At 72.1% G+C, this 25393-nt stretch carries 18 protein-coding genes, 1 tRNA gene and 1 pseudogene; 5 read left to right on the top strand and 15 right to left on the bottom strand.

Annotated elements, in window-relative coordinates; genetic code table 11:
- Positions 1-87: 87 nt before the first annotated feature.
- The 8 genes from ABZX40_RS11430 to ABZX40_RS11395 all read right to left on the bottom strand — a co-directional run bounded on the left by ABZX40_RS11430 (position 88) and on the right by ABZX40_RS11395 (position 9905).
- A complete protein-coding gene (locus ABZX40_RS11430; RefSeq protein WP_355741307.1) occupies positions 88-1263 on the bottom strand; it encodes a DUF418 domain-containing protein in 1176 nt (391 codons plus the stop codon).
- Between the two features lie 117 nt (positions 1264-1380).
- Entirely contained in the window at positions 1381-1671 is a 291-nt protein-coding gene (locus tag ABZX40_RS11425; RefSeq protein ID WP_355741308.1) for a zinc-ribbon domain-containing protein, read from the bottom strand.
- A gap of 476 nt (positions 1672-2147) precedes the next feature.
- A complete protein-coding gene (gene katG, locus ABZX40_RS11420) occupies positions 2148-4361 on the bottom strand; it encodes a catalase/peroxidase HPI (RefSeq protein ID WP_355741310.1) in 2214 nt (737 codons plus the stop codon).
- Positions 4362-5387: 1026 nt separating this feature from the next.
- On the bottom strand, positions 5388-5807 hold the full coding sequence (locus ABZX40_RS11415; protein ID WP_355741312.1) for a TOBE domain-containing protein: 420 nt from the start codon (positions 5805-5807) through the stop codon (positions 5388-5390).
- 71 nt (positions 5808-5878) lie between these two features.
- A complete protein-coding gene (locus ABZX40_RS11410; RefSeq protein WP_355741314.1) occupies positions 5879-6415 on the bottom strand; it encodes an NUDIX hydrolase family protein in 537 nt (178 codons plus the stop codon).
- Positions 6416-6430: 15 nt separating this feature from the next.
- Complete coding sequence (locus ABZX40_RS11405; RefSeq protein ID WP_355741316.1) at positions 6431-7573, bottom strand: amidohydrolase family protein; 1143 nt, start codon at positions 7571-7573, stop codon at positions 6431-6433.
- 1 nt (position 7574) lies between these two features.
- Positions 7575-9053 carry a glutamine synthetase family protein gene (locus ABZX40_RS11400; protein ID WP_355741318.1) on the bottom strand — a complete coding sequence of 493 codons (1479 nt, stop codon included), beginning with the start codon at positions 9051-9053 and terminating at the stop codon, positions 7575-7577.
- 39 nt (positions 9054-9092) lie between these two features.
- Positions 9093-9905 carry an SAM-dependent methyltransferase gene (locus ABZX40_RS11395; protein ID WP_355741320.1) on the bottom strand — a complete coding sequence of 271 codons (813 nt, stop codon included), beginning with the start codon at positions 9903-9905 and terminating at the stop codon, positions 9093-9095.
- 310 nt (positions 9906-10215) lie between these two features.
- Between ABZX40_RS11395 and ABZX40_RS11390 the strand changes: the two genes are divergently transcribed.
- Positions 10216-11124 (top strand): Cof-type HAD-IIB family hydrolase, encoded by a 909-nt coding sequence (locus tag ABZX40_RS11390; protein WP_355741322.1) that lies wholly within the window; start codon positions 10216-10218, stop codon positions 11122-11124.
- 50 nt (positions 11125-11174) lie between these two features.
- On the opposite strand, the gene ABZX40_RS11385 is transcribed toward ABZX40_RS11390, so the two are convergent.
- Complete coding sequence (locus ABZX40_RS11385; protein WP_355741324.1) at positions 11175-12101, bottom strand: nitroreductase/quinone reductase family protein; 927 nt, start codon at positions 12099-12101, stop codon at positions 11175-11177.
- Positions 12102-12333: 232 nt separating this feature from the next.
- On the opposite strand from ABZX40_RS11385, the gene ABZX40_RS11380 reads away from it, so the two are divergent.
- Entirely contained in the window at positions 12334-12738 is a 405-nt protein-coding gene (locus tag ABZX40_RS11380) for a MarR family transcriptional regulator (protein WP_355741446.1), read from the top strand.
- A gap of 36 nt (positions 12739-12774) precedes the next feature.
- Positions 12775-13802, top strand: a pseudogene (locus ABZX40_RS11375) (amidohydrolase); the annotation flags it as partial.
- A 53-nt stretch (positions 13803-13855) separates the two neighbouring features.
- Here the strand turns inward: ABZX40_RS11375 and ABZX40_RS11370 are convergent.
- On the bottom strand, positions 13856-14668 hold the full coding sequence (locus tag ABZX40_RS11370) for an SAM-dependent methyltransferase (RefSeq protein ID WP_355741326.1): 813 nt from the start codon (positions 14666-14668) through the stop codon (positions 13856-13858).
- A gap of 264 nt (positions 14669-14932) precedes the next feature.
- Here ABZX40_RS11370 and ABZX40_RS11365 point away from each other — a divergent pair, with 264 nt between their 5' ends.
- Complete coding sequence (locus ABZX40_RS11365) at positions 14933-15709, top strand: sulfite exporter TauE/SafE family protein (RefSeq protein WP_355741327.1); 777 nt, start codon at positions 14933-14935, stop codon at positions 15707-15709.
- Between the two features lie 78 nt (positions 15710-15787).
- Here ABZX40_RS11365 and ABZX40_RS11360 read toward each other — a convergent pair whose 3' ends face one another.
- From ABZX40_RS11360 to ABZX40_RS11350, 3 genes are all read right to left on the bottom strand, one after another.
- Positions 15788-17902, bottom strand: coding sequence for an MDR family MFS transporter (locus tag ABZX40_RS11360; protein ID WP_355741329.1), 2115 nt, complete (start codon positions 17900-17902; stop codon positions 15788-15790).
- 271 nt (positions 17903-18173) lie between these two features.
- Positions 18174-18956, bottom strand: a complete 783-nt coding sequence (gene cobF, locus ABZX40_RS11355) for a precorrin-6A synthase (deacetylating) (RefSeq protein ID WP_355741331.1) — start codon at positions 18954-18956, stop codon at positions 18174-18176.
- 72 nt (positions 18957-19028) lie between these two features.
- On the bottom strand, positions 19029-19547 hold the full coding sequence (locus tag ABZX40_RS11350) for a DUF309 domain-containing protein (RefSeq protein WP_355741333.1): 519 nt from the start codon (positions 19545-19547) through the stop codon (positions 19029-19031).
- Positions 19548-19642: 95 nt separating this feature from the next.
- Here ABZX40_RS11350 and ABZX40_RS11345 point away from each other — a divergent pair.
- Positions 19643-19716: transfer RNA gene (locus tag ABZX40_RS11345), tRNA-Pro, on the top strand.
- A gap of 73 nt (positions 19717-19789) precedes the next feature.
- Here ABZX40_RS11345 and ABZX40_RS11340 read toward each other — a convergent pair.
- Both ABZX40_RS11340 and ABZX40_RS11335 read right to left on the bottom strand, forming a co-directional pair.
- Entirely contained in the window at positions 19790-20485 is a 696-nt protein-coding gene (locus ABZX40_RS11340; protein ID WP_355741335.1) for a hypothetical protein, read from the bottom strand.
- Positions 20486-20574: 89 nt separating this feature from the next.
- Positions 20575-25251: a putative T7SS-secreted protein gene (locus ABZX40_RS11335; RefSeq protein ID WP_355741337.1), complete on the bottom strand. Its 4677-nt coding sequence runs from the start codon at positions 25249-25251 to the stop codon at positions 20575-20577.
- Positions 25252-25393: the final 142 nt, after the last annotated feature.

Here is a 25393-nt window from a genome sequence, read left to right as displayed (position 1 = left end):
CGGGGAGGGAGGGGGAGGGTAGGGGAGGTACGAGAAGGGGGACCGGGGGGCTCGGATGCCTCCGGCCCGGCCCACGCCGCCCCCTCCTCACCGGCCCAACGCCCACCGCTGTACCCCCTCCAGCGGTCCGTGCGAGAAGCGGCGTAGCCACAGGGTCGCGAAGGCGATCAGGATCGCGCAGATCACCGCCCACAGTCCCATCACCCACCACGGCCCGCTGTCCGCCCAGGTCTCGGCCAGCCCCAGTCCGATGCCGTAGCAGGCCAGCATCGCCAGGACGTTCTGGAGCACATAGCAGGTCAGCGCCGTACGGCCGACCGCGCTCAGCCCGCGGGTCGCCGCCCCCGGCAGCCAGGCGCGGTCCACCAGCACCCCGATCAGCCCCAGATAGCCGAGGGCCACGACCGGCGCGGCCACATAGCGGCCCAGGAAGAAGAGATCCTCGCCGCCCAGATACACGGCCGCGTTCAGGGGGAGGCCGATGCCCAGGCCCCAGTACGCCAGCCGCCTGCGCAGCAGCCGTCCGCCCTCGGTGGGCGTGAACGCGCCCGCCCGGTACAGGCGTACCCCCAGCAGGAACAGGAAGAGCAGCAGCCCGAACGAGATCACCGGCTCCATCCGCAGCGGCACCGCGTTCTCCAGCCGGAAGGCGATCTGGTCGAACCAGCTCCCGTGCGCGTAGATCTCCACCACCGCCGGGGACGCGCCCCTCGGGCCGTCGGACGGGTCGGCCAGCAGGGCGAGAGTGAGCAGGGCCATCAGCGCGGTGTGCACACTCACCGACACCCACATGATCACCCGGCGCCGGCGCTCGGACCGCACCAGCAGCCGGGCGCCGAGCAGCGCGGCGAGGGCGTACCCCATCAGGACGTCGAAGCCGAAGACCAGGACGAAGTGCACCGTGCCCTCGGCGAACAGAAACAGGGCACGCGGCCGGTAGCCGCGTGGCCACGCCGTGCCCCGTCGTTTCGCGCTGTCGTACTGGATCGCCAGCCCGACGCCGAACAGGATCGTCAGCATCGCCAGGAACTTGCCGTCCGCCAGGAACCGGAACACCGCCTCGAAGGGCTCCTCGAACGGGTCCGCCAGCGGCACGCCCTGGAGGAAGGCCCACTCCGAACCCGGGGTGGCGAAGATCCAGACGTTCGTCATCAGCGTGCCGAGGATCGCCACGCCTCTGAGGACGTCCAGCACCGGCAATCGGCCGGTGGAGGGCATGGTGGGGGATGGTGCGGCGGTGGACGCGCGCATGCTCTCGGTCATGGGACCAGCGTCCCGGGCGACCCGGCCGCGTTCTTCCTGCGCGTGGAGGAAAGGGCACTGCATCCTTCGATGCAGCGGGGGCCTTCCGCCTCCGACCGGTGGACCCCCGCCCGATGCTCAGGGGCGGTACTGCTGCGGCTGCTGCGGAGCCGATATGTGGGGGCCCTGGCCGCCGGCGGACTGGGCCTGGAGACGCTCCGCCTGCTCCTCGCTCACCCGCTCCTCGGCACCGCAGAACGTGCACTGCGTCAGATACTTGGTCGACACCGGGAACAGGGGGATGAAGAAGAGCGAGAATTTCGTGACCCGCTTGCGCAGTGTGTGTGCCGCCGGGTTGCCGCAGCGCCCGCAGACCAGCGTGAGTATCGCGAGCTGGTAGAGGTATCCCTTGGTACCGAAGATGATCATGCCTCGCGCCTTCCGATGCCGGTGTCCATCCGTGTCGATGTCCACCCATGCCGGTGTCCATCCGTGCCGCCGGTGCCCGTGCCGGTGCCGGTGCCTGCGTCTCTACAACTCCCGGGCGGGCCGCTCCGTTCCCGGCCCCGGCTCCAGCCCTCCGGCCCTCCGGCTCCGGCCATCCTTTCCCGGTTCCCGGCCCCAGGCCATCCCTTTCCGGCCCTTCGCCCCTGGCCATCCTCTTCCGACCGTCCCCTTCCGGCCGTCCCCTTCCGGCCGTCCCCTTCCGGCCGTCCCCTTCCGACCATCCCCTTCCGGTTCTCCGCGCCCGGCCTCCGCCCCCTGCCCCCGTCCTACCTCCCCGACCCCTGCCCCCGTCCGCAAGCCGCGTCCGTATCCAGCCGTCCCCATACCCCCGTACAACGACGAAACCGGGGCCGGCCCCGAAAGGCCGGCCCCGGTGTGACGCTGAACCCGCGGAGCGGCTAGCGCAGGTCGAACCGGTCCAGGTCCATGACCTTCGCCCAGGCCGCGACGAAGTCCGTCACGAACTTCTCCTTGGCGTCGTCGCTCGCGTAGACCTCCGCGAGGGCGCGCAGCTCGGAGTTGGAGCCGAAGACCAGGTCGGCCCGGGTGCCGGTCCACTTGACCGCGCCGGAGGCGTCCGTGGCCTCGAACGTGCTCTGGTCCTCGGAGGTGGACTTCCAGGACGTGTCCAGGTCGAGCAGATTGACGAAGAAGTCATTCGTCAGCGTGCCCGGCCGCTCGGTGAGGACACCGTGCTTGGCGCCGCCCTGGTTGGCGCCCAGCACCCGCAGACCGCCGACGAGGACGGTGGTCTCCGGCGCGCTCAGCGTGAGCAGGTTGGCACGGTCCAGCAGCAGGTACTCGGCCGGCAGCCGGTTGCCCTTGCCGAGGTGGTTGCGGAAGCCGTCGTACGCCGGCTCCAGCGCGGCGAACGACTCGGCGTCCGTGTGCTCCTCGCCCGCGTCGACCCGGCCCGGGGAGAACGGCACCTCGACCTCGACGCCGCCGTCCTTGGCCGCCTTCTCCACGGCCGCGGTGCCGCCGAGGACGATCAGGTCGGCCAGCGAGACCTTCTTGGCGCCGGAGTTGAACTCGCCCTGGACGCCCTCCAGGACGCGCAGCACCTGGGCCAGGTCGTCCGGGTTGTTGACCTCCCAGCCGCGCTGCGGCTCCAGACGGATCCGGGCGCCGTTGGCGCCACCGCGCTTGTCGCTGCCCCGGAAGGTGGCCGCGGACGCCCAGGCGGCGCCGACCAGCTGCGAGACCGTGAGCCCGGAGTCGAGGATCTTCGCCTTGAGCGCGGTGACATCCGCGGCGTCGATGACCTCGCCCTCGGCGGCGGGCAGCGGGTCCTGCCACAGCAGGGTCTCCGCCGGGACCTCGGCGCCGAGGTACAGCGACTTCGGGCCCATGTCACGGTGGGTCAGCTTGTACCAGGCGCGGGCGAACGCGTCCGCGAACTCCGCCGGGTTCTCGTAGAACCGGCGCGAGATCGGCTCGTAGATCGGGTCGAACCGGAGCGAGAGGTCCGTGGTGAGCATGGTCGGACGGTGCTTCTTGTCCGCGTCGAAGGCGTCCGGGATGATCTCCGGGGCGTCCTTCGCCACCCACTGGTGGGCGCCGGCCGGGCTCTTCGACAGCTCGTACTCGTACTCGAACAGATTCTTGAAGAACCCGTTGCTCCACTGGGTCGGGGTGGTGGTCCAGGTGACCTCCAGGCCCGAGGTGATGGCGTCCTTGCCGGAGCCCGTGCCGTAGCTGCTCTGCCAGCCGAGGCCGAGCTGCTCGATCGGGGCGGCCTCGGGGTCCGGGCCGACCGCGTCCGCGGGACCGGCGCCGTGGGTCTTGCCGAAGGTGTGGCCACCGGCGATGAGGGCGACGGTCTCCTCGTCGTTCATCGCCATCCGGCGGAACGTCTCCCGGATGTCACGGGCGGCGGCGATCGGGTCCGGGTTGCCGTTGGGGCCCTCCGGGTTGACGTAGATCAGGCCCATCTGGACCGCGCCGAGCGGGTTCTCCAGCTCGCGGTTGCCCGTGTAACGCTCGTCGCCGAGCCAGGTGGTCTCGGGGCCCCAGTAGACGTCCTCCTCGGCCTCCCAGACGTCCGCGCGGCCACCGCCGAAGCCGAAGGTCTCGAAGCCCATCGTCTCCAGGGCCACATTGCCGGTCAGGACCATCAGGTCGGCCCAGGACAGGGACTTGCCGTACTTCTTCTTCACCGGCCACAGCAGACGGCGGGCCTTGTCCAGGCTGGCATTGTCCGGCCAGCTGTTCAGCGGGGCGAAGCGCTGCTGACCGGCGCCCGCGCCACCGCGGCCGTCACTGATCCGGTAGGTACCGGCGGAGTGCCAGGCCATCCGGATCATCAGGGGGCCGTAGTTGCCGAAGTCGGCCGGCCACCAGTCCTGCGAGGTCGTCAGCACCTCGGCGATGTCCTGCTTCACGGCCGCCAGGTCCAGGGCCTGGAACGCCGCCGCGTAGTCGAACTCCTCGCCCAGCGGGTTCGCCACCGCCGGGTTCTTGGCAAGGATCTTCAGATTGAGCCGCTCCGGCCACCACTGCCGGTTGCCACCGCCCTGGGTGGGGTGCGCGGCACGCCCGTGCGCGACAGGGCAGCCGCCGGTGCCCTCCGCCTTCGGGTCGGTGACGATCGCATCGGGGTTCTCAGCCATGGGAATCCTTCCGAACTTGCTTGATCGGTGCTCAGGAATTGCTGGAGTAACGGGAGTAACAGGAGTTACGCGGGTTACGGGAGTAAGGGGAGTCGCTGAAGCGACTGGGGTGAGTGGTCGACAAGGAACCGCCCGGTGGGACAGGCGCCCCGCCGGGCGTGCGGGTGCTGGTGCGTGCGCGGTCGCGCGATCCGGCGGGCGGGGGGTCCTCGCCGGTCGCGCGGCCGACAGCGGTGCCGACACGGGCCCGTTCCGGGGCCGTCGGCGCCCCGGACCCGAGATGATCAGTGCCCCGGACGGTGCCGCTGCGGAGAACGGCGACGCGGGACGGCCTCCCTGGGGGGCCGGTTCCGCGCAGCTCCTCGGCGGGGGTCGGGGGCTGGGCTGCGGTCACGGCCCCAACCTATCCGCTTCAACGCGAAGGGTTCAAGAAAAGAAGTTGTTCGAGCTTTGTACGTCGTCCAGAGAATCATGGTCGCACCCCCGGTGACCTGGGCAGATCACCTTCCCGTACTCCAGTACGACTTGTCGGGATTTGACTTATTCGTCAAAGAAACGGGGGATATCCCGGCGAAGGGGGCTTCGGACCTCGCCGCCCCTCCGGCGCACTCCTGATCGACACCCAGGGGCCCGCGTACGGGGCCCTGGGTGTCGTCGATGCTCGGCGCGGCCGGGGTGAGCGGGACGCTCCTCGCGCGCGTGCACGGCCCGCGCGTGCACAAGCCGCGCGTGCAACGGCCGGATCGGGCTCGGCGTCGGCGCCCATGGCCCGGCGGAGGCCGCCCGGACCCCAACGGACACGGCCCGGACCCCGGCGGAGACCGCGCGGACCCCGGCGGAGACCGCGCAGACCCCGGCGAACACCCCCGAACCCCGGGGGCGAAGCCCCTCGCCATCCGCGCGGAGATGGTGTCGGCCGCCGCACCGGGGGAGGGCTCCTGAGGCGGCCCCCCGCCCGTCGGCGGCCAGGGGCCTCCGAGACGGCGTCCCCCAGTCGACGGCCAGGGGCACCGCCGAGACAACGCCCTACCCGGCGGCCAGGGACACCTCCGTCGCCTTGATCAGCGCCACCACGGCGGAGCCGGACCGCAGGCCCAGGTCCTCGACGGCGTCCCTGGTGACCGCGGCGGTCAGTTCGCCGCCCGGTACCTCCACCTTGACCGAGGCCATCGCCGCGCCCTCGGCGATCTCGCGGACCGTCCCCGGCAGCTGATTGCGGATGGACAGGCCCTGGACCGGGCCGGTGGCGAGGGCGACCTCGGTGGACTTCACCAGGGCGCGCACCCCGCTGCCCGAGGCGAGCCCGAGGTCGGTGACGGCCTCCGCGGTGATCGCGGCGGTCAGGTCCTGCCCGCCCGCCAGCCGCACCTTGACGGTCGCCATGGCCTCTCCGGGGGTGACGGAGGTGACGGTGCCGGGCAGCTGGTTGCGGATGCTCAGGCTCATGACGGTCTCCCGGGGATGCGTGGACGATTTCCGGTCACATTGCGCAAGGTCACCGTAACCGGAAAGGTGTTCTAGAGGGCGATGCCCACATGGGAGAGCGCCTGGCGCAGCAGGGCGCTGTGGCCGCCGGGCATCTCGCTGTGCACGGCCTCCGACGCCGCCTCCTGCGGGGTGAACCACACCAGGTCCAGGGCGTCCTGCCGGGGTCGGCAGTCACCGGCGACCGGCACGACGTACGCCAGCGACACGGCGTGCTGGCGCGGGTCGTGGTACGGGGTGATCCCCTGGGTCGGGAAATACTCCGCGACCGTGAAGGGCTGGAGGGAGGCCGGGACGCGGGGCAGGGCCACCGGGCCGAGGTCCTTCTCCAGATGGCGCAGCAGGGCGTCCCGGACCCGCTCGTGGAGCAGCACCCGGCCGGAGACCAGGGTGCGGCTGACCGTGCCGTCCGGCCCGATGCGCAGGAGCAGGCCGATGCTGGTGACCTCGCCGCTGTCGTCGACCCGCACCGGGACCGCCTCGACATAGAGGATCGGCATCTGGGCGCGGGCCAGTTCCAGCTCGTCGCTGGTCAGCCAGCCGGGCGTGGTCTCGGTCAAGTCAGACATTGCTAGATCATACTTTCAGTTGTCGTGGGAAAACCGGTAGATCCGGCGAGCGTTGTCCCGGCCCGCCCAGTCGGCGAGCCGCAGCGCGTCGGACAGGGCCATCTCGTCCGCGTCCACGCGGTCCTGGAGCAGTTCGGCGAGCCCGCGCCGGAAGGCGAGCGCGCCGAGATGGTAGAACTCCGCGAGCCCGAAGGCATCGGAGCTGTGCAGCAGTTTGCGGTACGGGACGATCTCCAGGGCCTCCTCCAGCACCGCCCGTGCCCGCACCGGACCGACATGGTGCAGGGTGAGCCCCAGGTCCAGGTACACATGTTCGAGGATGGCGGCCAGATATCCGGCCTGCCGCTGATACGGCCAGCAGTGCAGCAGCAGTACCGGAACGACCCCCTCCATCCGGTGCAGCCAGTCGGTGAGCAGGGCGGGGTCGGCGTGGTGCAACCGCAGGTCGCTGTCCCCGAACCCGGTGTGCAGTTGGAGGGGGAGGCCCAGATCGACGGCCGTCCAGAGCAGATGCCGGACCAGCACCGGGTCCGCCAGCCGTCCGGAACCGCCCGCCAGCCAGCCCCGGGCCGCCGCCGTCACCTCGGCCCCGCCCGGCCGCGCCGGGTCCAGGGCGAAGCCGGTACGGTACGCGGCCACCGACTTCACCCCGACCACCCCCGGCCGCCGTACCGCCGTCAGCGCGGCCTCCCGGAAGGCGTCCCCGTAGGCGTCCGGCTCCACCCCCTCGGCCGCCACCCGCTCCGCGACGCTCTCCAGCCGCACCACCTCGTACGCCACCGCGCCGCCGCCCGCCGCCGTGGCGAGGGCGTCCGGTGTGCTCAGCCGGTCGGCCGCGTAACCGGTGTCCACACAGAACACGCCGGTGCGCGCGGCGGCCAGAAACCGCCGGTTGACCTCCCCGGCGCCCAGCTCCGCCCGGCGCCGCAGATACTCGGCGGGCGGGGCGTGGGCGGGCAGCCCGAGCACCGGGGCGCAGTGCCGTCGTACGGCGGTGCCGACCGGCGTGTCGAAGAGGGAGAGCGAGCGGTCCGGCCAGGGGCCGGCCTCGGTGAGCAGTCCCTCGAAGTCCCGGGGCGCCGGATCGGTGGTGACGACCCCGTGGCAGTGGTGGTCCACCAGCTCCAGCGCGTCCAGCGCCTCGCGCACGGCCCCCATCTCAGTACTTCCACCGGTAGGCCGCCGCCACCCGCTCGTCGTCCAGTCCCGCCACCGCCGCGATCTCCCCTTCCCGTACGGCGATCACCGCGTCCGTGAGGACCGGGCCGAGGGCGTTGCGCAGGACCGGGTCCGCGCGGAACGCGGTGACCGCCTCCGCCAGGGAGACCGGCAGTCTGCGCACCTCCCGGGCCTTCGCCTCGGCGGGGTCCAGCCCGGCCGGGTCGCCGGTGGTCTCCGGGGGCAGCGCGGCCCCGGCGCCGATGCCGTCGAGCCCGGCGGCGAGGGCGCAGCCGAGGGCGAGATACGGGTTGGCGGCCAGATCGACCGGCTTGACCTCCACATTGGCGGCCTGGCCGCGCTGCCCGGCGGTGCCCCGGATCACCCGCAGCCCCGCCTCCCGGGTCTCCAGGCCCCACGCGGTGAACACCCCGGCCCACTGGGAGGGCCGCAGCCGCAGATAGCTCGCCGGGCTCGGCGCGGTGACCGCGGTCAGCGCGGGGAGATGGGCGAGGAGCCCGGCCGTGAAGGACTCGGCGGTGGCGGTCATCCCGTGCCGGCGGGCGCCCCCGGTGTGCAGATTCTCGCCGTCGCGCCAGGCGGAGAGATGCAGATGGCCGCCGTTGCCGACGCCCTGGCCCCGCACGGCCGGGGCGAACGACACCCGCAGCCCGTGCCGCCGGGCCACCGCCCGGACGGTCTGCCTCACCAGTACGCTCCGGTCGGCCGCTGCCACCGGGTCCAGCGGTGCCACCGACAGCTCGAACTGCCCCGCCGCGTACTCCGGATGGAACTGATCCACATCCAGCCCCTGCGCCGCGCAGGCCGCGAGCAGTTCGGCCGCGAAGTCGCTCAGCTCGATCTGGCGGTCGGCGCTGTAGGCCGGGCCGGTGGCGGCCGGGATGAAACCGGGAGCGTCGCCGTTCTGGCCGTTGACTCCGTCAACACCGTTGCCTGCGCCACCGCCTCGGCTTCCGTCGGTGCCGGTGCCGGTGGCCCCCGCGCGGGTGACCATCCACTCCACCTCGATGCCCGCCCGGAAGTCCAGCCGGTGGTCCTGCCCGGCGCGGGCCACCAGATGGCGCAGGAAGGTGCGGGAGCAGCCCGGGTGCGGATCGCCGTCCTGGGTGATCCGGTCCACCGGCGCCCACGCCCACCCGGGCTGCGCCGCCAGCACGGTCAGCTGGTCCAGATCCGGGAAGAGCCGCAGATCGCCGTCCGGGGAGCCGAGGACGTCCGTGGTGACGATGGCGTCGTTCGCGAGGAAGGTGTCGAACACCGGGGACATCCCGGCACCCCACGCCACCGTCGCCGCCAGCTTGCCCACCGGGACCGTCTTCACCCGGCCCACACCGGCCGTGTCGACATAGGCGAGCACGATGCCGTGCACCCCGCGCCCGGCCAGTTCCGCGGACAGCGCGACAGCCCGCTCCGCCTCCCCGGGTCGGCCGCCGGGTACGGGGTCGGCAAGGGTGGTCATAGGTCCTCCTGGTGGTGCGCGGTCCGGCGGCGCCGCGGGTCAGGGCTTCACGGCCACCGCTGCGAACTGCGGTACCACGGACGCGGCTTGGCCGTCCGCGCGCCACGCCGCACAGGACACCAGTCCGGGTTCCAGCAGCTCCAGCCCCTCGAACAGGCCCGCGATCTCGTCCCGCCCCCGGGCGACGATCGGAGGGCGCGCGTGCTCGTTCCAGTACGACATCGCCGCGCGCTGGCCCGCGCCCCCCAGCTCCGGGTCCTCGGTGGGATGGGTCAGCACCAGATGACTGCCGGACGGCACCGCCGCCATCACCCGGCGCACGATGTCCCGCGCCTGCCCGCCGTCCGGCACGAAGTTCAGGATGCCCAGCATCAGCACGGCGACCGGGCGGGTCAGGTCCAGGGTCTTGGCGGCCCGCTCGATCAGGGTGTCCGGATCGTGGACATCGGCCTCGATGTAGTCGGTCGTGCCCTCGCCGGTACCGGTCAGCAGCGCACGGGCGTACATCAGGACGACCGGGTCGTTGTCGACGTACACGATCCGCGCGCCGGGGTCGACGCGCTGGGCGATCTCATGGGTGTTCTCGGCGGTCGGGAGGCCCGTGCCGATGTCCAGAAACTGACGTTGGCCGCACTCTGCCGCCAGGAAGCCCACCGCGCGCCCCAGGAACTCCCGGTTGGCGCGGGCCACATCACGGATCACCGGGAACATCGAGGCGACCTGATCGCCGACCCGCTCGTCCACCTCGTAGTTGTCCCGGCCGCCCGCCCAGTAGTTCCAGACCCGTGCGCTGTGCGCCACCGGGGTTCTCACCCCCGCGGATCCGCCGGCCGGGATCCCGCTCTCGCTCACGTCGTCCGTCCTCCTCGCCCCCCGGGGCCGCCGCGCCCGGCCGGTTCTCGCCGTCATTGTGCACCGCCCATGATCGGCTGTCCCGGGAATGGGACGAGCGTCTCGGCGGGGGCCGGGGGCCGGGGGCAGGGGGTGGGGTGGCGAGGTGCCCGGTGCGGGGCGGGGCAGCGCTACCGGCCGGGGCGCCCGGCGGACCCCGTACCGCCCGCCCGCTCACCTCCGCCCGGTACCCTGGCGCTCGAACATCCGTCCACCGTCGGACGGACCCCCGTCGCCCCGGGCGCCCTCCACGGAAAGCGGAAACCGGTCCATGCCCTCCTCGCCCCCCTCCCACGCCCCCGCGCCGCCGCGCGCCACCCCCGAGGACGAGGCGACCGGCACCGCCCGGCCCGCCGGGATCCGGCTGATCGTCACCGACATGGACGGCACCTTGCTGGACGACGCCAAGCGGATGCCGGACCAGCTGTGGACGGTCCTGGAGCTGCTGCGGGAGCGCGGCGTGCTGTTCAGCCCGGCAAGCGGACGCCAGTACGCCACCCTGGCCCGCGAGTTCGCCCCGGCCGCCCAGGGCATGGCGTTCATCGCCGAGAACGGCACCTATGTGGTCCGCGACGGGGTGGAACTCAGCTCCGACACCCTGGACCCGGCCCTGGTCACCCGCCTCGTCGCGACCGTACGGGACCTGGCGGCGTCCGGTGCCGACCTGGGCGCGGACGTGGGCGCCGTCGTCTGCGGCAAGCGGGCGGCGTATGTGGAGCGGTCCGACGAACCCTTCCTCGACGAGGTGCGCCGGTACTACCTCAACAACGAGGTCGTGGACGATGTCACCGCCGTGGACGACGACATCCTGAAGGTGGCCCTGTTCGACTTCGGCGCCGTCGAGCGGGTGACCGTACCGGCGCTGGCCGCCTTCGCCGCCACCCACCAGGTCGTGGTGTCCGGCGCGCACTGGGTCGACGTCATGAACCGCACCGCCGACAAGGGCGCCGCCGTCCGCCGTCTCCAGCGCGAACTGGGCATCACCCCCGCGCAGACCATGGTCTTCGGCGACTATCTCAACGACCTGGAGATGCTGGACACCGCCGAGTGGTCCTACGCCATGGCCAACGCCCACCCCGAGATCGTGGCGCGGGCCCGCCATCTCGCCCCGTCCAACAACGACAACGGGGTGCTTCGCACGATCGCGCGGGTGCTGGGGTTGCCGGGTGTCGAGCGGTAGCTGGTAGCGGCACGGGCCTCGGGCTTCGCACAAGGTGGGGGGGGAAGGGATCACCGGCTCCCCGCCGTGCCGAACAGCGTCGGCAGCAACTGCTCCTCCTCATAGGCGAAGTGCCGCTCCAAGTCGGCGGTGAGGGTGAGCAGTTCGGCGCGTAGGCGGGCGGGGTTGGCAGGGATATGCGCTGGGTCCGCGCGGAGGTGGGCCGGGTCGGCGGGGTCCGCGTCCAGCTGCTCGGCGAGGCGTTCGATGTCCTGGACCATGGCGGCCACCCGGGTGTGGTCCCGGCGCAGCCGCTCGATCGCCGGGGCCAGTTCGGGGAACCGGTGGGCGAGGTCGGTGAAGGCGCCGTCCTCGTTGGTGTGGTGGCCGTGCAGGGCGGTGCAGAGGGTCAGGCAGTGGAGGGCGAGGGGGCGGGTCTCGGGGGTGTCGGGGGCGGTGTCGAACCGGGCCAGCAGGGACGCCAGTTGTTCCCGTAGCTCGCCGTGCACCCGGAGGAGGAACTCGCCGATCGCGCGAGTGCGGGCCGGGTCGGTGAAGTCGGGGCGGTGCAGGACGATCACCGGGATCTCCCGGGTGGTCGCCGCCCGGTAGGCGGTGAAGGCCGGATCGCGGGCGCACTGCTCCTCGTAGGCCCGTTCGCGGGCGGGGCCGCGCAGGGGCTCGGCGGTGGCCGCGAAGCGGGTCACCCGGCCGTCCCCGGTGCCGATCTCGTAGCTGACCCGGGGGTCGGCGAGGAGGTTGTGGTACCAGGCGGGGTGGCGTGGGGCGCCCGCGTTGGAGGCGAAGACCAGCAGGCGGTCGCCGTCGCGGGCGTAGACCGCCGGGGTGGTGTGGAGCCGACCCGAGCGGGCGCCGGTGGTGGTGAGCAGCAGCAGGGGCGCGCCCTCGAACATCCCGCCGACCCGGCCGGAACGGGCCCGGAACTCGGCGATGACCTGCTGGTTCAGTGCGGCGGGTGAGGACTGGGAGGTGGGCATGGCGAAGCCCTTCGTGGGAGTGGCGGCGCTAGCATGGCGGACGGGCTGCTTTGCATTGCAAGCAAAACAGCTTTGATAGCAAAAGCTTTGATGGCAAAAGTATGTGGAGGTGGGGTGCGTGTCAACGGACCGGTCGACCCGGCGCACGGGCGAGAGGGAGAGTGAGGGAGAGGGAGAGGTGGAGGAGGACGACGCCGGGGTGGACGCGGCGATCCGGGCGCTGCTGCTGCTCATGCCGCGTATGGTCGGCCGGGCCAAGCGGATGCGGGCCCCCGAGGTGTTCCAGTCGATGTCCCTCGCCCCGCGCCATCTCTCGCTGCTCGCCTGTCTGCTGTTCGACGGCCCGATGAGCGTCAATGAACTGGCGGCCCGGCTGGAGGTCGCCCCGACCACGGTGAGCCTGATGGTGGGCGAGCTGAGCCGGAAGGGGATCCTGGAGCGGCGCGAGGACGACGCCGACCGGCGTCGCAAGATCGTCAGCATCGCGGCCGGGCACCGGCCCGCCATCGACGACTGGCTCGGGCGGAGCGCCGGTGCGTGGCGTACGGCGCTGGCGCCGCTCAGCGCGGCCGAGCGGCGGATGTTCGTCGGGACGCTGGCGGCGTACGAGGCGGCGCTGGGCGAGGAGCAGGAGTGAGCGGTGGAGCCGGAGCGAGAGGGAGGAAGCAGCGGGATGAGCGAGCCGGACGCCGTCGCCCGACGGACGCATGACATCACCTCCGGGCTGGAGCCCACCGTGCTGGAGGACTTCTACCGCGATCTGCATCGCCGTCCCGAACTGTCCTTCCAGGAACACCGCACCGCCGCGAAGCTCGGCGCGCGGCTGCGGGCCGCCGGACTCACGGTCACCGAGGGCGTCGGCTCCACGGGCGTGGTCGGCGTCCTGGAGAACGGCGACGGACCGGTCGTCCTGCTGCGCGCCGACCTGGACGCGCTCCCGGTCACCGAGGCCACCGGCCTGCCGTACGCCTCCACGGTCGACGGGGTGATGCACGCCTGCGGTCATGATCTGCACGTCACCTGGCCGGCCTCCGCCGCCGACTGCCTGGCCGCCGCCCGCGACACCTGGTCCGGCACCCTGCTGGTGGTCGGCCAGCCCGCCGAGGAGAACGGCGGCGGAGCGCGCGCGATGGTGGCCGACGGGCTCCATGAACGGTTCCCGCGCCCCGACGCGCTGTTCGGCCAGCACGCCGCGCCCGGCGTCGTGGGCTTCTACCCGCACGCCCCCGGGCTGACCATGTCCGCCGCCGATGACATCGACATCGTCGTGCACGGCCTCGGCGGGCACGGCTCACGCCCCGAGTCCACCGTCGATCCGGTGGTGACGGCCGCGTACATCTGACGCGGCTCCAGGGCGTCGTCGCCCGGGAGGTCGCCGCGCGGGACTCGGTGGTGCTGACCGTGGGGCAGTTCCACGCCGGTACCAAGCACAACGTCATTCCCGACGAGGCCCGGCTCGCCCTGAATCTGCGGACCCAGGACCCCGCCGTCCGGACCCGGGTCCTCGACGCGGTCGAGCGGATCGTCCGGGGTGAGTGCGCGGCGGCCGGCTGCCCCGAGCCGCCCGGGATCACCGTGCGGCCCGGGTATCCGGTCATGGTCAACGACGCCGCGCTCGACACCCGGATCGCCGCGGTGCACGGCGCGATCTTCGGACCGGGCACGGTCATCGACTTCGGCCCGCTGATGGGCACATATGAGGCGGCGGTTCAAATGAGGTGACGGGGGAGGCTGGGTCGCCGCCCAGGTCGGGATCAGGGCTTGCGGCCCACCGCGCCGTACAGCGACACCGGGCCGTCGCCGATGTCCGACTCGTCCTCGGCCAGTTCGGGATGCCACGCGGGCAGCGGCACGATCCCCGGCGCCACCAGTTCCAGTCCCTTGAAGAACGTGCCGAACTCGCTCTCCGAGCGGGCGACCAGGGTCACCCCGCCCGCCGTGTACGCCTCGATGCCGCGCTGTACGTTCTCCGGCTCGAAGTCGGCGGTCAGCGCGGACAGTACGAGGAAGCTGCCCGGCGCGAGCGCGTCGACGAGGGTGTCCACCAGGTCGTGGGCGCCGTCCTCGTCGGCGATGAAGTGCAGCAGCGCGATCAGGGACAGGGCGACCGGGCGGTCGAAGTCCAGCACGCCGGCCGCCTGTTCGACGATCCGCCGCGGGTCGCGGGCGTCCGCCTGGACGTAGTCCGTCGCGCCCTGCGGGGTGCCGCGCAGCAGGGCGCCGGCGTGGGCGAGGACGATCGGGTCGTTGTCGACGTACACGATCCGTGCCTCGGGGGTGACGGTCTGGGCCAGCTGATGGAGGTTGGGCTCGGTGGGTATGCCGGAGCCGATGTCCAGGAACTGGCTGATTCCCTGCTGTCGCGCCAGCAGCCGGGTCGCCCGCTGCATGAACCAGCGGTTGCTGCGGGCGGCGCGCGGGGCGCCGGTGTCGATGGACATGATCCGGTGGCCGAGTTCCTCGTCGACCGGGTAGTTGTCCTTGCCGCCGAGGAACCAGTCGTACACCCGGGCGGGGTGCGGCCTGGTCGTGTCGATCAGCGGGCCGGTCGGCTCGGTCCCGGTCAAGGGGGCTCTCCTTGTGCTCGAAGCGCTTGTGGTTCTGCTGCCGGTTCTGCTTCTGCTGCTGGTTCTGGTGCTCGTTCTGGTTCTGGTTCTCGGGGTTCCCGTGGGTCCCGGCGCAGTCTGACATGGCCGCGGCGGTCTGGCTGAGTCGGTCTTCGGCCACGCGTGGACGGTGTTCGGGCCGGGGGAGCGAGGGGGTGATCAGGGTCACGTGCGAGGGACACTCCTTACCCCGGGGAGTTAGGTGGCCCTAGCATCGGTGTCCGCATGGACACGATGACTCTCTGGCAGATCTCCGGCTGGGAATTCGCGGCGCTCGCCGGCGCCGCGCTCCTGGTCGGCTTCTCCAAGACCGCGGTGAGCGGCGCCAACACCGTCAGCCTCGCCATCTTCGCCGCGGTACTGCCGGCCCGTGCCTCCACGGGCATCCTGCTGCCGGTGCTCATCGCCGGTGATGTGCTGGCCGTGCTCATCTACCGACGGCACGCCCACTGGCCCACGTTGTGGCGGCTGTTCCCGGCGGTGGCGGTGGGGGTCGTGCTCGGCACGGTGTATCTGATGTGGGCGGACGACGCGCAGGTACGGACCTCGATCGGGGCGATCCTGCTGCTGATGGCGGCGGTCACGGTGTGGCGGCGGCGCCGGGAGAGCGAGCGGGAGACCGACCCGGACGAGATCCGCACCCGGACGGGACGGGTCAAGGCACGGTCGTACGGGGTGCTCGGCGGGTTCACGACGATGGTGGCCAATGCCGGGGGGCCGGTGATGGCGATGTATCTGCTGTCGGCGGGCTTCCGGAAGCTGGGGTTCCTGGGGACGTCGGCGTTCTTCTTTCTGATCGTGAATGTGTCGAAGGTGCCGTTCAGTGTGGGGCTGGGGCTGATCGACGCACGGTCGCTGCTGCTGGACGCGGCGCTGGTGGTGTTCGTGGTGCCGGGTGCGTTGATCGGGAAATGGGCTGTGAACAAGATCAACCAGCGAATGTTCGAACAACTGGTGATCGCGGCGACGGTGATCGGCGGGGTGCAGTTGCTGCTCACGTGACCTGGGGTGCGTGAGCGGCTGACGCGACCTGGGAGGGAGCGCGAGCGGCTGACGTGCCCGGGGTGCCTGAGCGGTGACTCACATGACCTGCGGTGCGTGACCGGATCGCGTGGTCGGCGGCCGGTCCGTGGCGGTGGCGCCGACCGGCAGGACCTGACTGAGGTCTTCCACCAGCAGGCGTTTGGCGATGGCGTCGACGGCGGCCCGGAGATCCTTGCCGGTGGGGCGGCCGATGTCGTCCTGGACGCGATGCTCCAGCCAGTGGGCCCAGGCGCCGGTGATCACCCGGGCCTCGCGGGCACCGGCCTCGGTGTGCTGGAAGAGCGAACCGTGACGGCTGAGATACCCCTCGTCGACCATCCGCTCGAACACCGGGAGCAGCACCTCCGGCGGCATATGGCGGCGCGCGGCGATCAGCCCCAGGCTGGCGTGCCCGACCAGGCGGGTGAACATCTCGACCTGCATCACCGCCCACGCGCCCGCCGGATCGAGCCGGGTGTCGGACTCACGGACCAGCCGCCGCGCGGTGTCCAGATCGGTCGAGCCGATGATCCGGCCGACGGACGCCTCCAGGACCCGCCGCGAGTCGGCGTCGTGCGGCTGGGCGAAACCGTCGCCCATGTCGGTCGAGGAGAGCCGGGCGCTGTCCCGCAGCGGCACCTGCTTGAGGAACAGGGCGACGACGAAGCCCAGGGCCGCGACCGGCACCGCCCAGCGGAACACGGTCTGGAGGGTCTCGGCGTACGCCTGGACGATCGGTGCCGCCGTGTCGGGCGGCAGCCGGTGCAGGCCCTGGGGGCTGGTGGCCGCGCGGGCGACGGCCGCCGGATCGGCGGTGCCGGTGGCGGTGGCCGTCGCCGTGGCCGACGCGATGCCGTCCCGTAGATGCGGGGTGAGCGAGTTGGCGTAGAGGGTGCCGAACACGGCGGTGCCGAAGGAACTGCCCAGGGTGCGGAAGAAGGTGACACCGGAGGTGGCGGTGCCCAGGTCGGCGTAGTCGACGGTGTTCTGCACGGCGATGACCAGGACCTGCATGCTGAGCCCGATGCCCGCGCCCAGCACGAACATGTACAGCGACTCCAGCCAGACACCCGAGTCGGGCCCCATCAGGGACATCAGATACAGCCCGAGCCCCATCACCGGTGTGCCGACGAGCGGGAAGATCCGGTACCGGCCGGTCCGGCTCACCACGGTGCCGCTGAACACCGACGCGATCAGCAGCCCGATCACCATCGGCAGCGTCCGCACCCCGGAGATCGTCGCCGAGTCGCCGTCGACGTACTGGAGATAGGTCGGCAGATAGGTCAGCGCCCCGAGCATCGCGAAGCCGACGATGAAGCTCAGCACCGAGCACACCGTGAACACCGGGTTGCCGAACAGCCGCATCGGCAGCATCGGTTCCGCCGCCCGGGTCTCCACCCAGCAGAACAGCCCGAGCGCCACGACCCCGCCCGCGAAGAGCCCGATGATCACCCCGGAGCTCCAGGCGTACTCGTTGCCGCCCCAGCTCGTCGCCAGGATCAGCGCGCTGGCCCCGACCGCGACCAGCGCGATCCCCAGATAGTCGATCACCGGCCGGGACGCCGACTTCACCACCGGAATCGTCCGCGCCGCCGCGATCACCACGGCGATGGCGATGGGCACATTGATGTAGAACGCCCAGCGCCAGGTCAGATGGTCGGTGAACAGCCCGCCGAGCAGCGGCCCGATGACCGTCGCCACCCCGAACACCGCGCCGATCGCGCCCTGGTACTTGCCGCGCTCCCGCAGCGGGATCACATCGGCGATCAGCGCCATGGCCGTCACCATCAGCCCGCCCGCGCCGATCCCCTGCATCCCGCGCCACACGATCAGCAGCGTCATATTGGACGCGAGACCGCACAGGAACGAACCGGTGATGAAGACGACCGCCGAGATCTGGAAGACCACCTTGCGGCCGAACAGATCACCGAACTTGCCCACCAGCACCGTCGCCACGGTCTCCGCGAGCAGATACGAGGTGACCACCCAGGACATGTGCTCGCCGCCGCCGAGATCCGACACGATCGTCGGCAGGGCCGTCCCCACGATCGTCTGGTCCAGCGCCGCCAGCAGCACACCGAGCATGACCGTGACGAAGACGACATTGCGCCGCCGTCGGTCGAGCACGGGTGGCGGGGCCTCGGTAGGGGCGGTCTCCTCGGCGACTGTCACGGGGCCACGATCACATCGCCGCCGGGGCCTTGCACGCCGGGACGGACCGGGTGGGTGGCTGTGGGGGTGGGGTGATCGGCCCGGGGTGGTGGACGGTGCGGCGGACGGGGTGGCCGCGGTGGTGGGACGGTCGGCCCGGGGTGGCTATGGCCGTGGGGCCGTCGGCCCGGTGCGGTGGACAGGGCGGCGAACGGGCGGTGGACGGGGTGGTGGACGGGGTGGTGGTGCTCGGGGGCGACCCCGGAATCCGGCGCCGCGTCGGCCCTGCTCCTCACTCCTCCCCGCGTCCACCTCCATCGCGCCGCAGCAGATAGGTGTCCATGATCCACCCCTTGCGCTCACGCGCCTCGGCCCGCAGCCGCTCGATCCGGGGCGCGGCCTCGGCGATCGGCCCCGAGACGAGGATCTCGTCCGGCGTCCCGATGTACGCGCCCCAGTAGATGTCGATGTCCTGGTCCGCGTACCGCCGGAAGACCTGGTGGGCGTCGAGCATCACCACCACGTCGTCCACCCCCTCCGGAAAGCCCTCGGCGAGGCGCCGTCCCGTGGTGATCTGCACCGGGCGCGCGACTCTGTTCAGCCCCGTGCGATGCCGGGCGGCCAGCGCGGAGACACTGCTGATGCCGGGCACCACGTCGTAGGCGAAGGGCACGGTGCCGCGCCGCTGGACCTCCTCCAGGATCCCCAGCGTGCTGTCGTACAGCGCCGGATCGCCCCAGACCAGGAACGCGCCCCGCTCGTCGTCGCCCAGCTCCTCGGTGATCAGCCGCTCGTAGATCGCCGCCCGCGCGCCGCGCCAGTCCTCGACGGCCGGGGAGTAGGAGGCCCCGTCCGCCGCGCGGTCCCGCTCCGGGTCCCGGGCCGACACCAGCCGGTAGGTGCCCTCGGGTATGTGCGTGTCCAGGATGTCCCGCCGCAACCGGGTGAGGTCCGCCTTCACCTCGCCCTTGTCGAGCAGGAAGAACACATCCGTGCCCCGCAGCGCCCGCACCGCCTGGAGGGTGAGCTGCTCGGGGTCGCCCGCGCCGATACCGATGACATGAATCCTTCGCACACCGCCGAGTCTGCCCTACGCCACTGACAACGCGACCGGCAGCACTCCCTCACGGGGGTACCGCCCGGCCGCCTACCCCGCCGCCCGCCCGCCGAGCCGCGGCGCCCGCGCCACCGCGTCCACCGTCGCCGCGTCCCGCGCCACCTCCGCCGCCAGCTCCCGGCCCCAGCGGGCCAGCGCGCCGAGATCCATCCCGTACGGCAGCGGACGCCCCGTCACCGCCGCCCACTCCTCCACCGCGTCCGCGCCGCGCCGCAGCAGCCGGGCACCGCCGGTGGGGTTGCCCCGCGCGGCATGGGTGAGACCGACGGCGAGCTGGGCGAGCCCCCGCCACAATGTGCGCTCCCCGTCCGGCCGCGACTTCCAGGCGTCCTCGAACACCTCATGCGCGTGGAACGGTTTCCCCGCGTCCAGCAGCGCCTGCGCCTCGGCGACCGTCTCCTCCGGCGTCCGTACGACCCCCTCGGCCTGCCGCTCCACACCGGCCGCCCCGTACGGCAGCGGACGCCCCAGCCCGTCCCGGGGCCGGGCGTTGCGGGCCCGCCCGTCGTCGTCCCGGTCGCGGCCGTCGGTGTCGTTGCGCTGGTCCATAGGGCGATTGTCGATGATCGCCCCCGGCGAGCGCGCGCCGGAGGTGGGGTAAAGTACTCACCGCGCGAACCCGCAACACACCGCGGGAACCGCATCGGGACGTGGCGCAGCTTGGTAGCGCACTTGACTGGGGGTCAAGGGGTCGCAGGTTCAAATCCTGTCGTCCCGACTTTACGGAGTCGCGGTTCAGGGCCGGATTCGGAGGCATCCGAATCCGGCCCTGACGCGTTCCCGGGGACGCTTCAGCGCAGCCGGAACGCCTCCCAGGTCGCGCGTACGGCGGTCCTGAGCGCGGCGTCGTCGAGGTCGCCGGGCTCCGCCAGCTCGGGTTCCGGCGCGTAGTCCTCCAGGATCATGAACACCTGGTCGAAGAGGTCCCCGAGGGCCCCCTGGATCCGTTCCCCGTTGGCCCGCGAGGCCCGCCGGGCCTCCCACCAGCCGTGCGCGAAGTCCGGTGCGCCGCAGGTCCCGTCGGTGAAGGCGGCCAGCAGCGCCAGCTGCCGTGCCGCCGCACTGGACGGGTCGACGTCGCCGGGACGGGACCAGGCCCGGTGCACGGGCGGGTAGGAGGCGGCGACGGACGTGAGGGAGGGGTGACGGTGCTGGAGGGCTCGCGCGTAGCGGCTGAAGCCGGTGCGTGCCGTGTCGATGCCCTCTGGGACGGCCGCCGCCATGAAGGCGGGGGTTCCCCCGATCAGCGCGTAGCCCTCCGCCGGGAACAGGACGGCTCCCCGGGCGTCGGGTGTGCTCAGCAGGACGGGCGGGCGGGTGCCCGTGCGGTCCTCGTCGGCGGGGAGGCGGGACGTCGTTCCGGGACCGGACGAGGCGCCGGACAGGTTCGTGGTGAGGAGGTGTGAGGCTCCGACGGCACGGCAACCGGCCGTGATCCGTCGGGCCAGCGCCACGTCGATCCGCGCGCCCACGGGCACCGGGGTCACGGACTTCCCCGCCAGCCAGGACGGGGTGAAAGTGCCGTCCGCACCGAGTGCGTCGCCCGGGGCCGGAGGACTTCCGTGTTCTGGTCCGGTCACCACAGAAACCCTTTGTCGATGATTCCCTGGAACTGTTTGTCACCCAGTTTCCATCCCGACCAGAACCTACCATCGGCGTGCAGCATGACCATTTTCTGGGATGCCGGGTCGATGAATCCGATGGCCGGCCCCTGATTTCTGTAGTCGAACCGGTAGATCTTCGTTCCGTCGGCTGTCATATGGTCACGCATGGCGTCCTGGAACCGTTGCAGATTGGCCTTGTTCAGATTTCCGGGGGTGTCGAGGAAGTCACCCGCGTGGGCGTGGAACTTCTTGCTCATCACCTTCTGGCTGGAGAAATCGGCCCGGTCCGCCCAAGCCCCCCGAGGGCAGGGGGCGAGCCCCAGCGGGTCCGTCCAGGTATGGGGATTGGCGACATAGGCGACCGGGTTGGGCGCCGGGCCCAGCCCGAGCGGGTCCGGGGAGGTGTAGCGGCCGGTCTCGGGGTCGTAGTGGCGGAAGCAGTTGTAATGGAGCCCGGTCTCGGGGTCGTAGTACTGACCGGGGAAGCGCAGCGGGGTGTAGGCGCTGCTGTCACGGGCCCAGGCGGTGGTGCCCCACAAGGTGGACCGTGCCCGCCAGGCGACATGGCCCGTCTCGTCGACGAGTTCGGTGGGGGTGCCGATGAGGTCGGTGACGATGGCGAAGAAGCGCCGGTCGATCTCCTGCTGCTGGTGATCGGCCGTGAGGATGCGTTCGGTCTGGGCCAGGGGTACGTCGTCGCGATGGTCCCAGGTGAGGGCGACGGTGTGCGGGAGATCCGGCTGATGGGTGGTCTGTTCGCACAGGATCGGGCCGTCCCAGGTGAAACGGACCTCCTCCCGCACGCTGTCGCCGTCGGCCGCCAGGCGCTGCTTGGCGATGCGGCGGCCCAGCGGATCGTAGCGGTACCGCCACCGCGTCCCGTCGGGGGTGGTCACACCGGTGAGGCGGTCCTCGGTGTCCCACTCGTAGCGCCAGGTGTCGGGCCTGCGGGACAGGCGGGTTTTCTGCCGCAGGACGACCCGGCCGAGCGCGTCGTGGGTGAATCGGACGCCTCCGGCGCGGGTGACGGCCGTGCCGGAGTAGGCACGTGGCCCGGTTGCCTCGTGACCCGGGTGGTGGGACGGCCAGGACGCCGCGGTCTGGTTGCCGCTCGGGTCGTAGGCGTAGCGCTCGGTCCAGCCGTCGGCGTGCACCGCGGTGACCCGGCCGACCGGGTCGAGGTCGAATGTGCGGCTGCCCGACAACTCGTCGGTGACGGACCGCAGGTGGCCGTCGGCGCGGTAGGTGTAGGCACGGCTGTTGACGGTGCCGGTCCGGGCGGTGATGTGCTGTGCGGTGAGCCGTCCGGCCCCGTCCCACGCGGAGGTCAGGGTGAGGGCGTCGCCGAGGACGCGGGTGACCTCCCGGCCCGCGGCGTCGTGGGTGAAGTCGACATGGTGTGCGCCGGTGATCAGCCGCTGCGGTGTTCCGTCGGCGCCGTAGGTGTAGGCGGTGACATGCCCCGTGGGGGTGGTACGGCGGGTGCGGCGGCCGAGGGCGTCGTAGGCGAAGGTGAGGGGGCGGCCGTCCACGAGTTCGGTGGTGACATTGCCGCGGCGGTCGTACCGGTAGCGCAGGTCGCCGTCCGGTCCGACCGCCTCCAGCAGGCGTCCCGCCCGGTCGTAGGCGTAGGTCGTCATCCGTCCGTCGGCGTCCTTGCCGACGATCCGGCCGAGCGGGTCGCGCGCGAAGGAGACGGTCCCACCGAGCGCGTCGACCCGGTCGGCCAGCCGCCCGGCGGCGTCGTGGCGGTAGGTGAGGGTACGGCCGTCGAAGTCGGTCTCACTGATGACGTTGTCGGCGGCGTCGTAGGTGTAGGTCCAGGTCAGCCCGTGCGGATTGGTGACCTTGCGCAGGCGCAGGGAGGCGTCGTGCTCGAACTCGTAGCGTGCCCCGTCGGGTTCGGTGCGGGCGAGCGGCAGGTCGAAGTGGGTGTACTCGAACCGCGAGACACCGCCCGCCGCGTCGGTGTGGGTCAGGCAGTTGCCTTCGCCGTCATAGGTCCACGACCGGGTCGCGCCGTCCGGCTCCGTACGGCGGGCGAGGTGTCCGTCGGCGTGCCACTCAAGGCGGGTGACACCGCCCACCGGATCGGTGATACGCACCGGACGGCCCAGCGCGTCGCGTACCACGCGTGTACCGGCCCCGGCCGGGCCGGTCACCTCCACGGGCAGTCCCGCCGCGTCGCACCGTACCCGGGTGAGGGCGCCCAGCGGGTCGGTGACGGAGGTGAGCCGGCCGGCGTCGTCGTAGCGGTAGCGGGTGGTGGCGCCCGACTCGTCGGTGACCGAGGTGCGGTTGCCGCGCCCGTCGAACTCCTGCGTCCTGCGGGACCCGTCCGCGCCGGTCGTCTCCACCGGCAGTCCCGAGGGGCCGCGCACGGTCCGCAGTACGCTCCCGTCGGCCCGGGTGACGGACACCTCCCGGCCCTCCCTGTCGTAGGAGTGGGCGGTGGTGTGGCCGAGGGCGTCGGTGCGGGTCAGGGGGTTGCCGCGGCTGTCGTAGGTGGCGCGGGTGGTGCGGCCGAGGGGATCGGTGGTGGCGATCACCAGACAGCGGCTGTCGATGAGATGGCGGGTGGTGCGGCCGTCGGCGGTCGTCAGGGTGGTGGTGCGGTGGCCGCTCACGGGGTCCGGATCGGTGTAGGCCAGGGTGACCTGGACGTGCCCGGCCTCACCGCCCTCGGCCACGACCCGGTCCCGGTCGTCGTAGACGTAGTCGTAGCGGCTCTCGTTGGAGTCGATCCAGGTGACGACCCGGTGCCGGTCGTCGTAGCCGAAGGCGGTGACGGCCCCCGACGGCCTGGTGACGGTGGTGAGATCGGCGCCCGTGTAGCCGTAGCCCATCAGCGGCAGATCCGCCCCGGCCTCGCCCGCGCCGGCCAGGGACAGCGCGGTGATCAGGCCGTCGGCGGTGGTCAGCTTCAGCCGGTGGCCCGCCGAGTGGGTCAGGGCCAGCGGCGTGCCGTCCTCGGCGCGGTCCACGGCGATCGTGTGACCGTTGGGTTCGGAGAGGCCCGCCAGCCAGGCGGTTCCGTCACCGCCCGGTTCACCGCCGGACGGCCCGGGGAAGTGGCGGGTCAGTCCGGTGTCGAGGGCGGTGACGGTGTAGTCGCCCTGCCCGTCCCGGGCCAGCAGGGTGCGGGAGGTGCCCCTGTCCGGCCGGGCGGGAAGGCCGGGTACCGGATGCGGATACGGGATCAGGAGTCCGTCGGCGGTGACATGGACGACCCCGATGGCGTCGATCTCCAGACGCTCATCGACGGTGGACGTCCAGGCGGGCCCCAGGAAGCGGCCGGTGGGGTTGCCGGACTCGGTGCGGCGGGTGAAGACCAGCGGCAGGATGCCGGGCAGCTCGACATCGGTCTGGGGCAGGAACATCCGGCCGGAGGCGAGGTCGACGGGGTCGGTGCCCCCGCTCGTGCGCTGCCCGTCCGGCCGGTTGTGGGTGCCGTCCGGAGCCTTGTCGATCACCGTGCGCGCCCGCGCCGCGTCGGCGGCCTCCTCGGCGACCCGGACGGCCCGCACCGCGGCGCCGCCGCCACCGGTGGCCAAGGTGAGCGCGAGGTCGGGGATCAGCCGGCCGAAGCCTTCCGCCGGGTCTTTCATGAAGGTGCTGACCATCTGACGGCCGGTTCCGACCGGATCGTTGGCGGCCACCAGCAGACCCGCGGCCAGGCTGTTGAGCGAGGTGACGTACTCGGCCGGGTGCGTGAGGTTGTACGGGTCGACGGGGTTCACACTGCGGACGAAGTTGACCAGTCCCGCCGTGCCCTTGATGATGCCGCCGCCGAAGTGGTCCCCCATGATCTGGAGTTCCTGGAGCCCGTCGCTGACCTGCTCGGTGTAGGACGGCTTCTCCGGCGCCGCGTCGCGGGCGGTACGGATCGCCCTGCGCGCGGTCTCCGACGCCGAGTTCCGCTGCTCGCGGGCCTCGGCGAGGATGTCCTGGGCCTCCTGCATCAGCCGTCGGCCGGGGTCCTCGAACGTCGGCGCGGGCCGGGGTGGGAGCGAGGCCGGATCGCGCTCGTCGGCGGGCCGGGCGTTGTAGCGGTCGACGGCGGCGTTGTAGGCGTCGACCTTTCCGCGGTGGGCGTCGGCGGCGGCCTCGGAGGCCCTGACACCTTCCTTCCACTTGTCGATCGCCGTCTGCGCCTGTCCCTGCGCCCAGGTGACCGTCCCGGCGAACGCCTCCAGCGCGCCGAGCACCCTCGCCGCGGCATCGGCGGCCGTGTACCACCGGGGCGGCTGGGTGCTCACCGCGGTGCGCAGCGCGTCGGCCGCCTCGCCCTTGAGCCGGGAGGAGTCGAGGCCCCTCAGTCCGTCGCCGGTGTCCTCGAAGGCCGTCTGGAAGGCGCGGAGCTTGGTGGCGGTGGCGTTGAGCGTGCCCGGACTGCCGTGGATGAGCCTGGTCTTGTCCTCGGTCTGGCCGAGGTCCATCTCGTCCGCTTCGGCGCCCATCCGGTTGGCGACCGACCGGGACTGCTCGCGCACCCAGTCGGCGCCGGACTCCCAGCCGACGTCGTCGAGCCGGTCGGCGGTCCAGTTGCCGGCGTCCTCGACCCGGTTGCCCACCCACTCGACGCCGCCCTCGACCGCGTCCTCGACCGAGTCCGGCGTGATGTCACTGATGAAGTCGCCGATGCCCACGGTCAGTTCCTCCCCGGCCTCACGCCCGCACCCCGGGCGCGCGCCGGGCGGGCATCCGGACCACCGGGGCGACCCCGATCGGCCGGGGCGCAGGCTCCCGGCGCCGACCTCGCCTGCTCCACGGTCCCTCCTTCGCTCGGGT

It is taken from the genome of Streptomyces sp. NPDC004610 (assembly GCF_040609715.1).
In the GTDB taxonomy this organism is placed as follows: Bacteria; Actinomycetota; Actinomycetes; order Streptomycetales; family Streptomycetaceae; genus Streptomyces.
The sequence above is the reverse complement of the archived record's forward strand: the minus strand, read 5'-3'. Positions and strand labels throughout refer to the sequence as shown.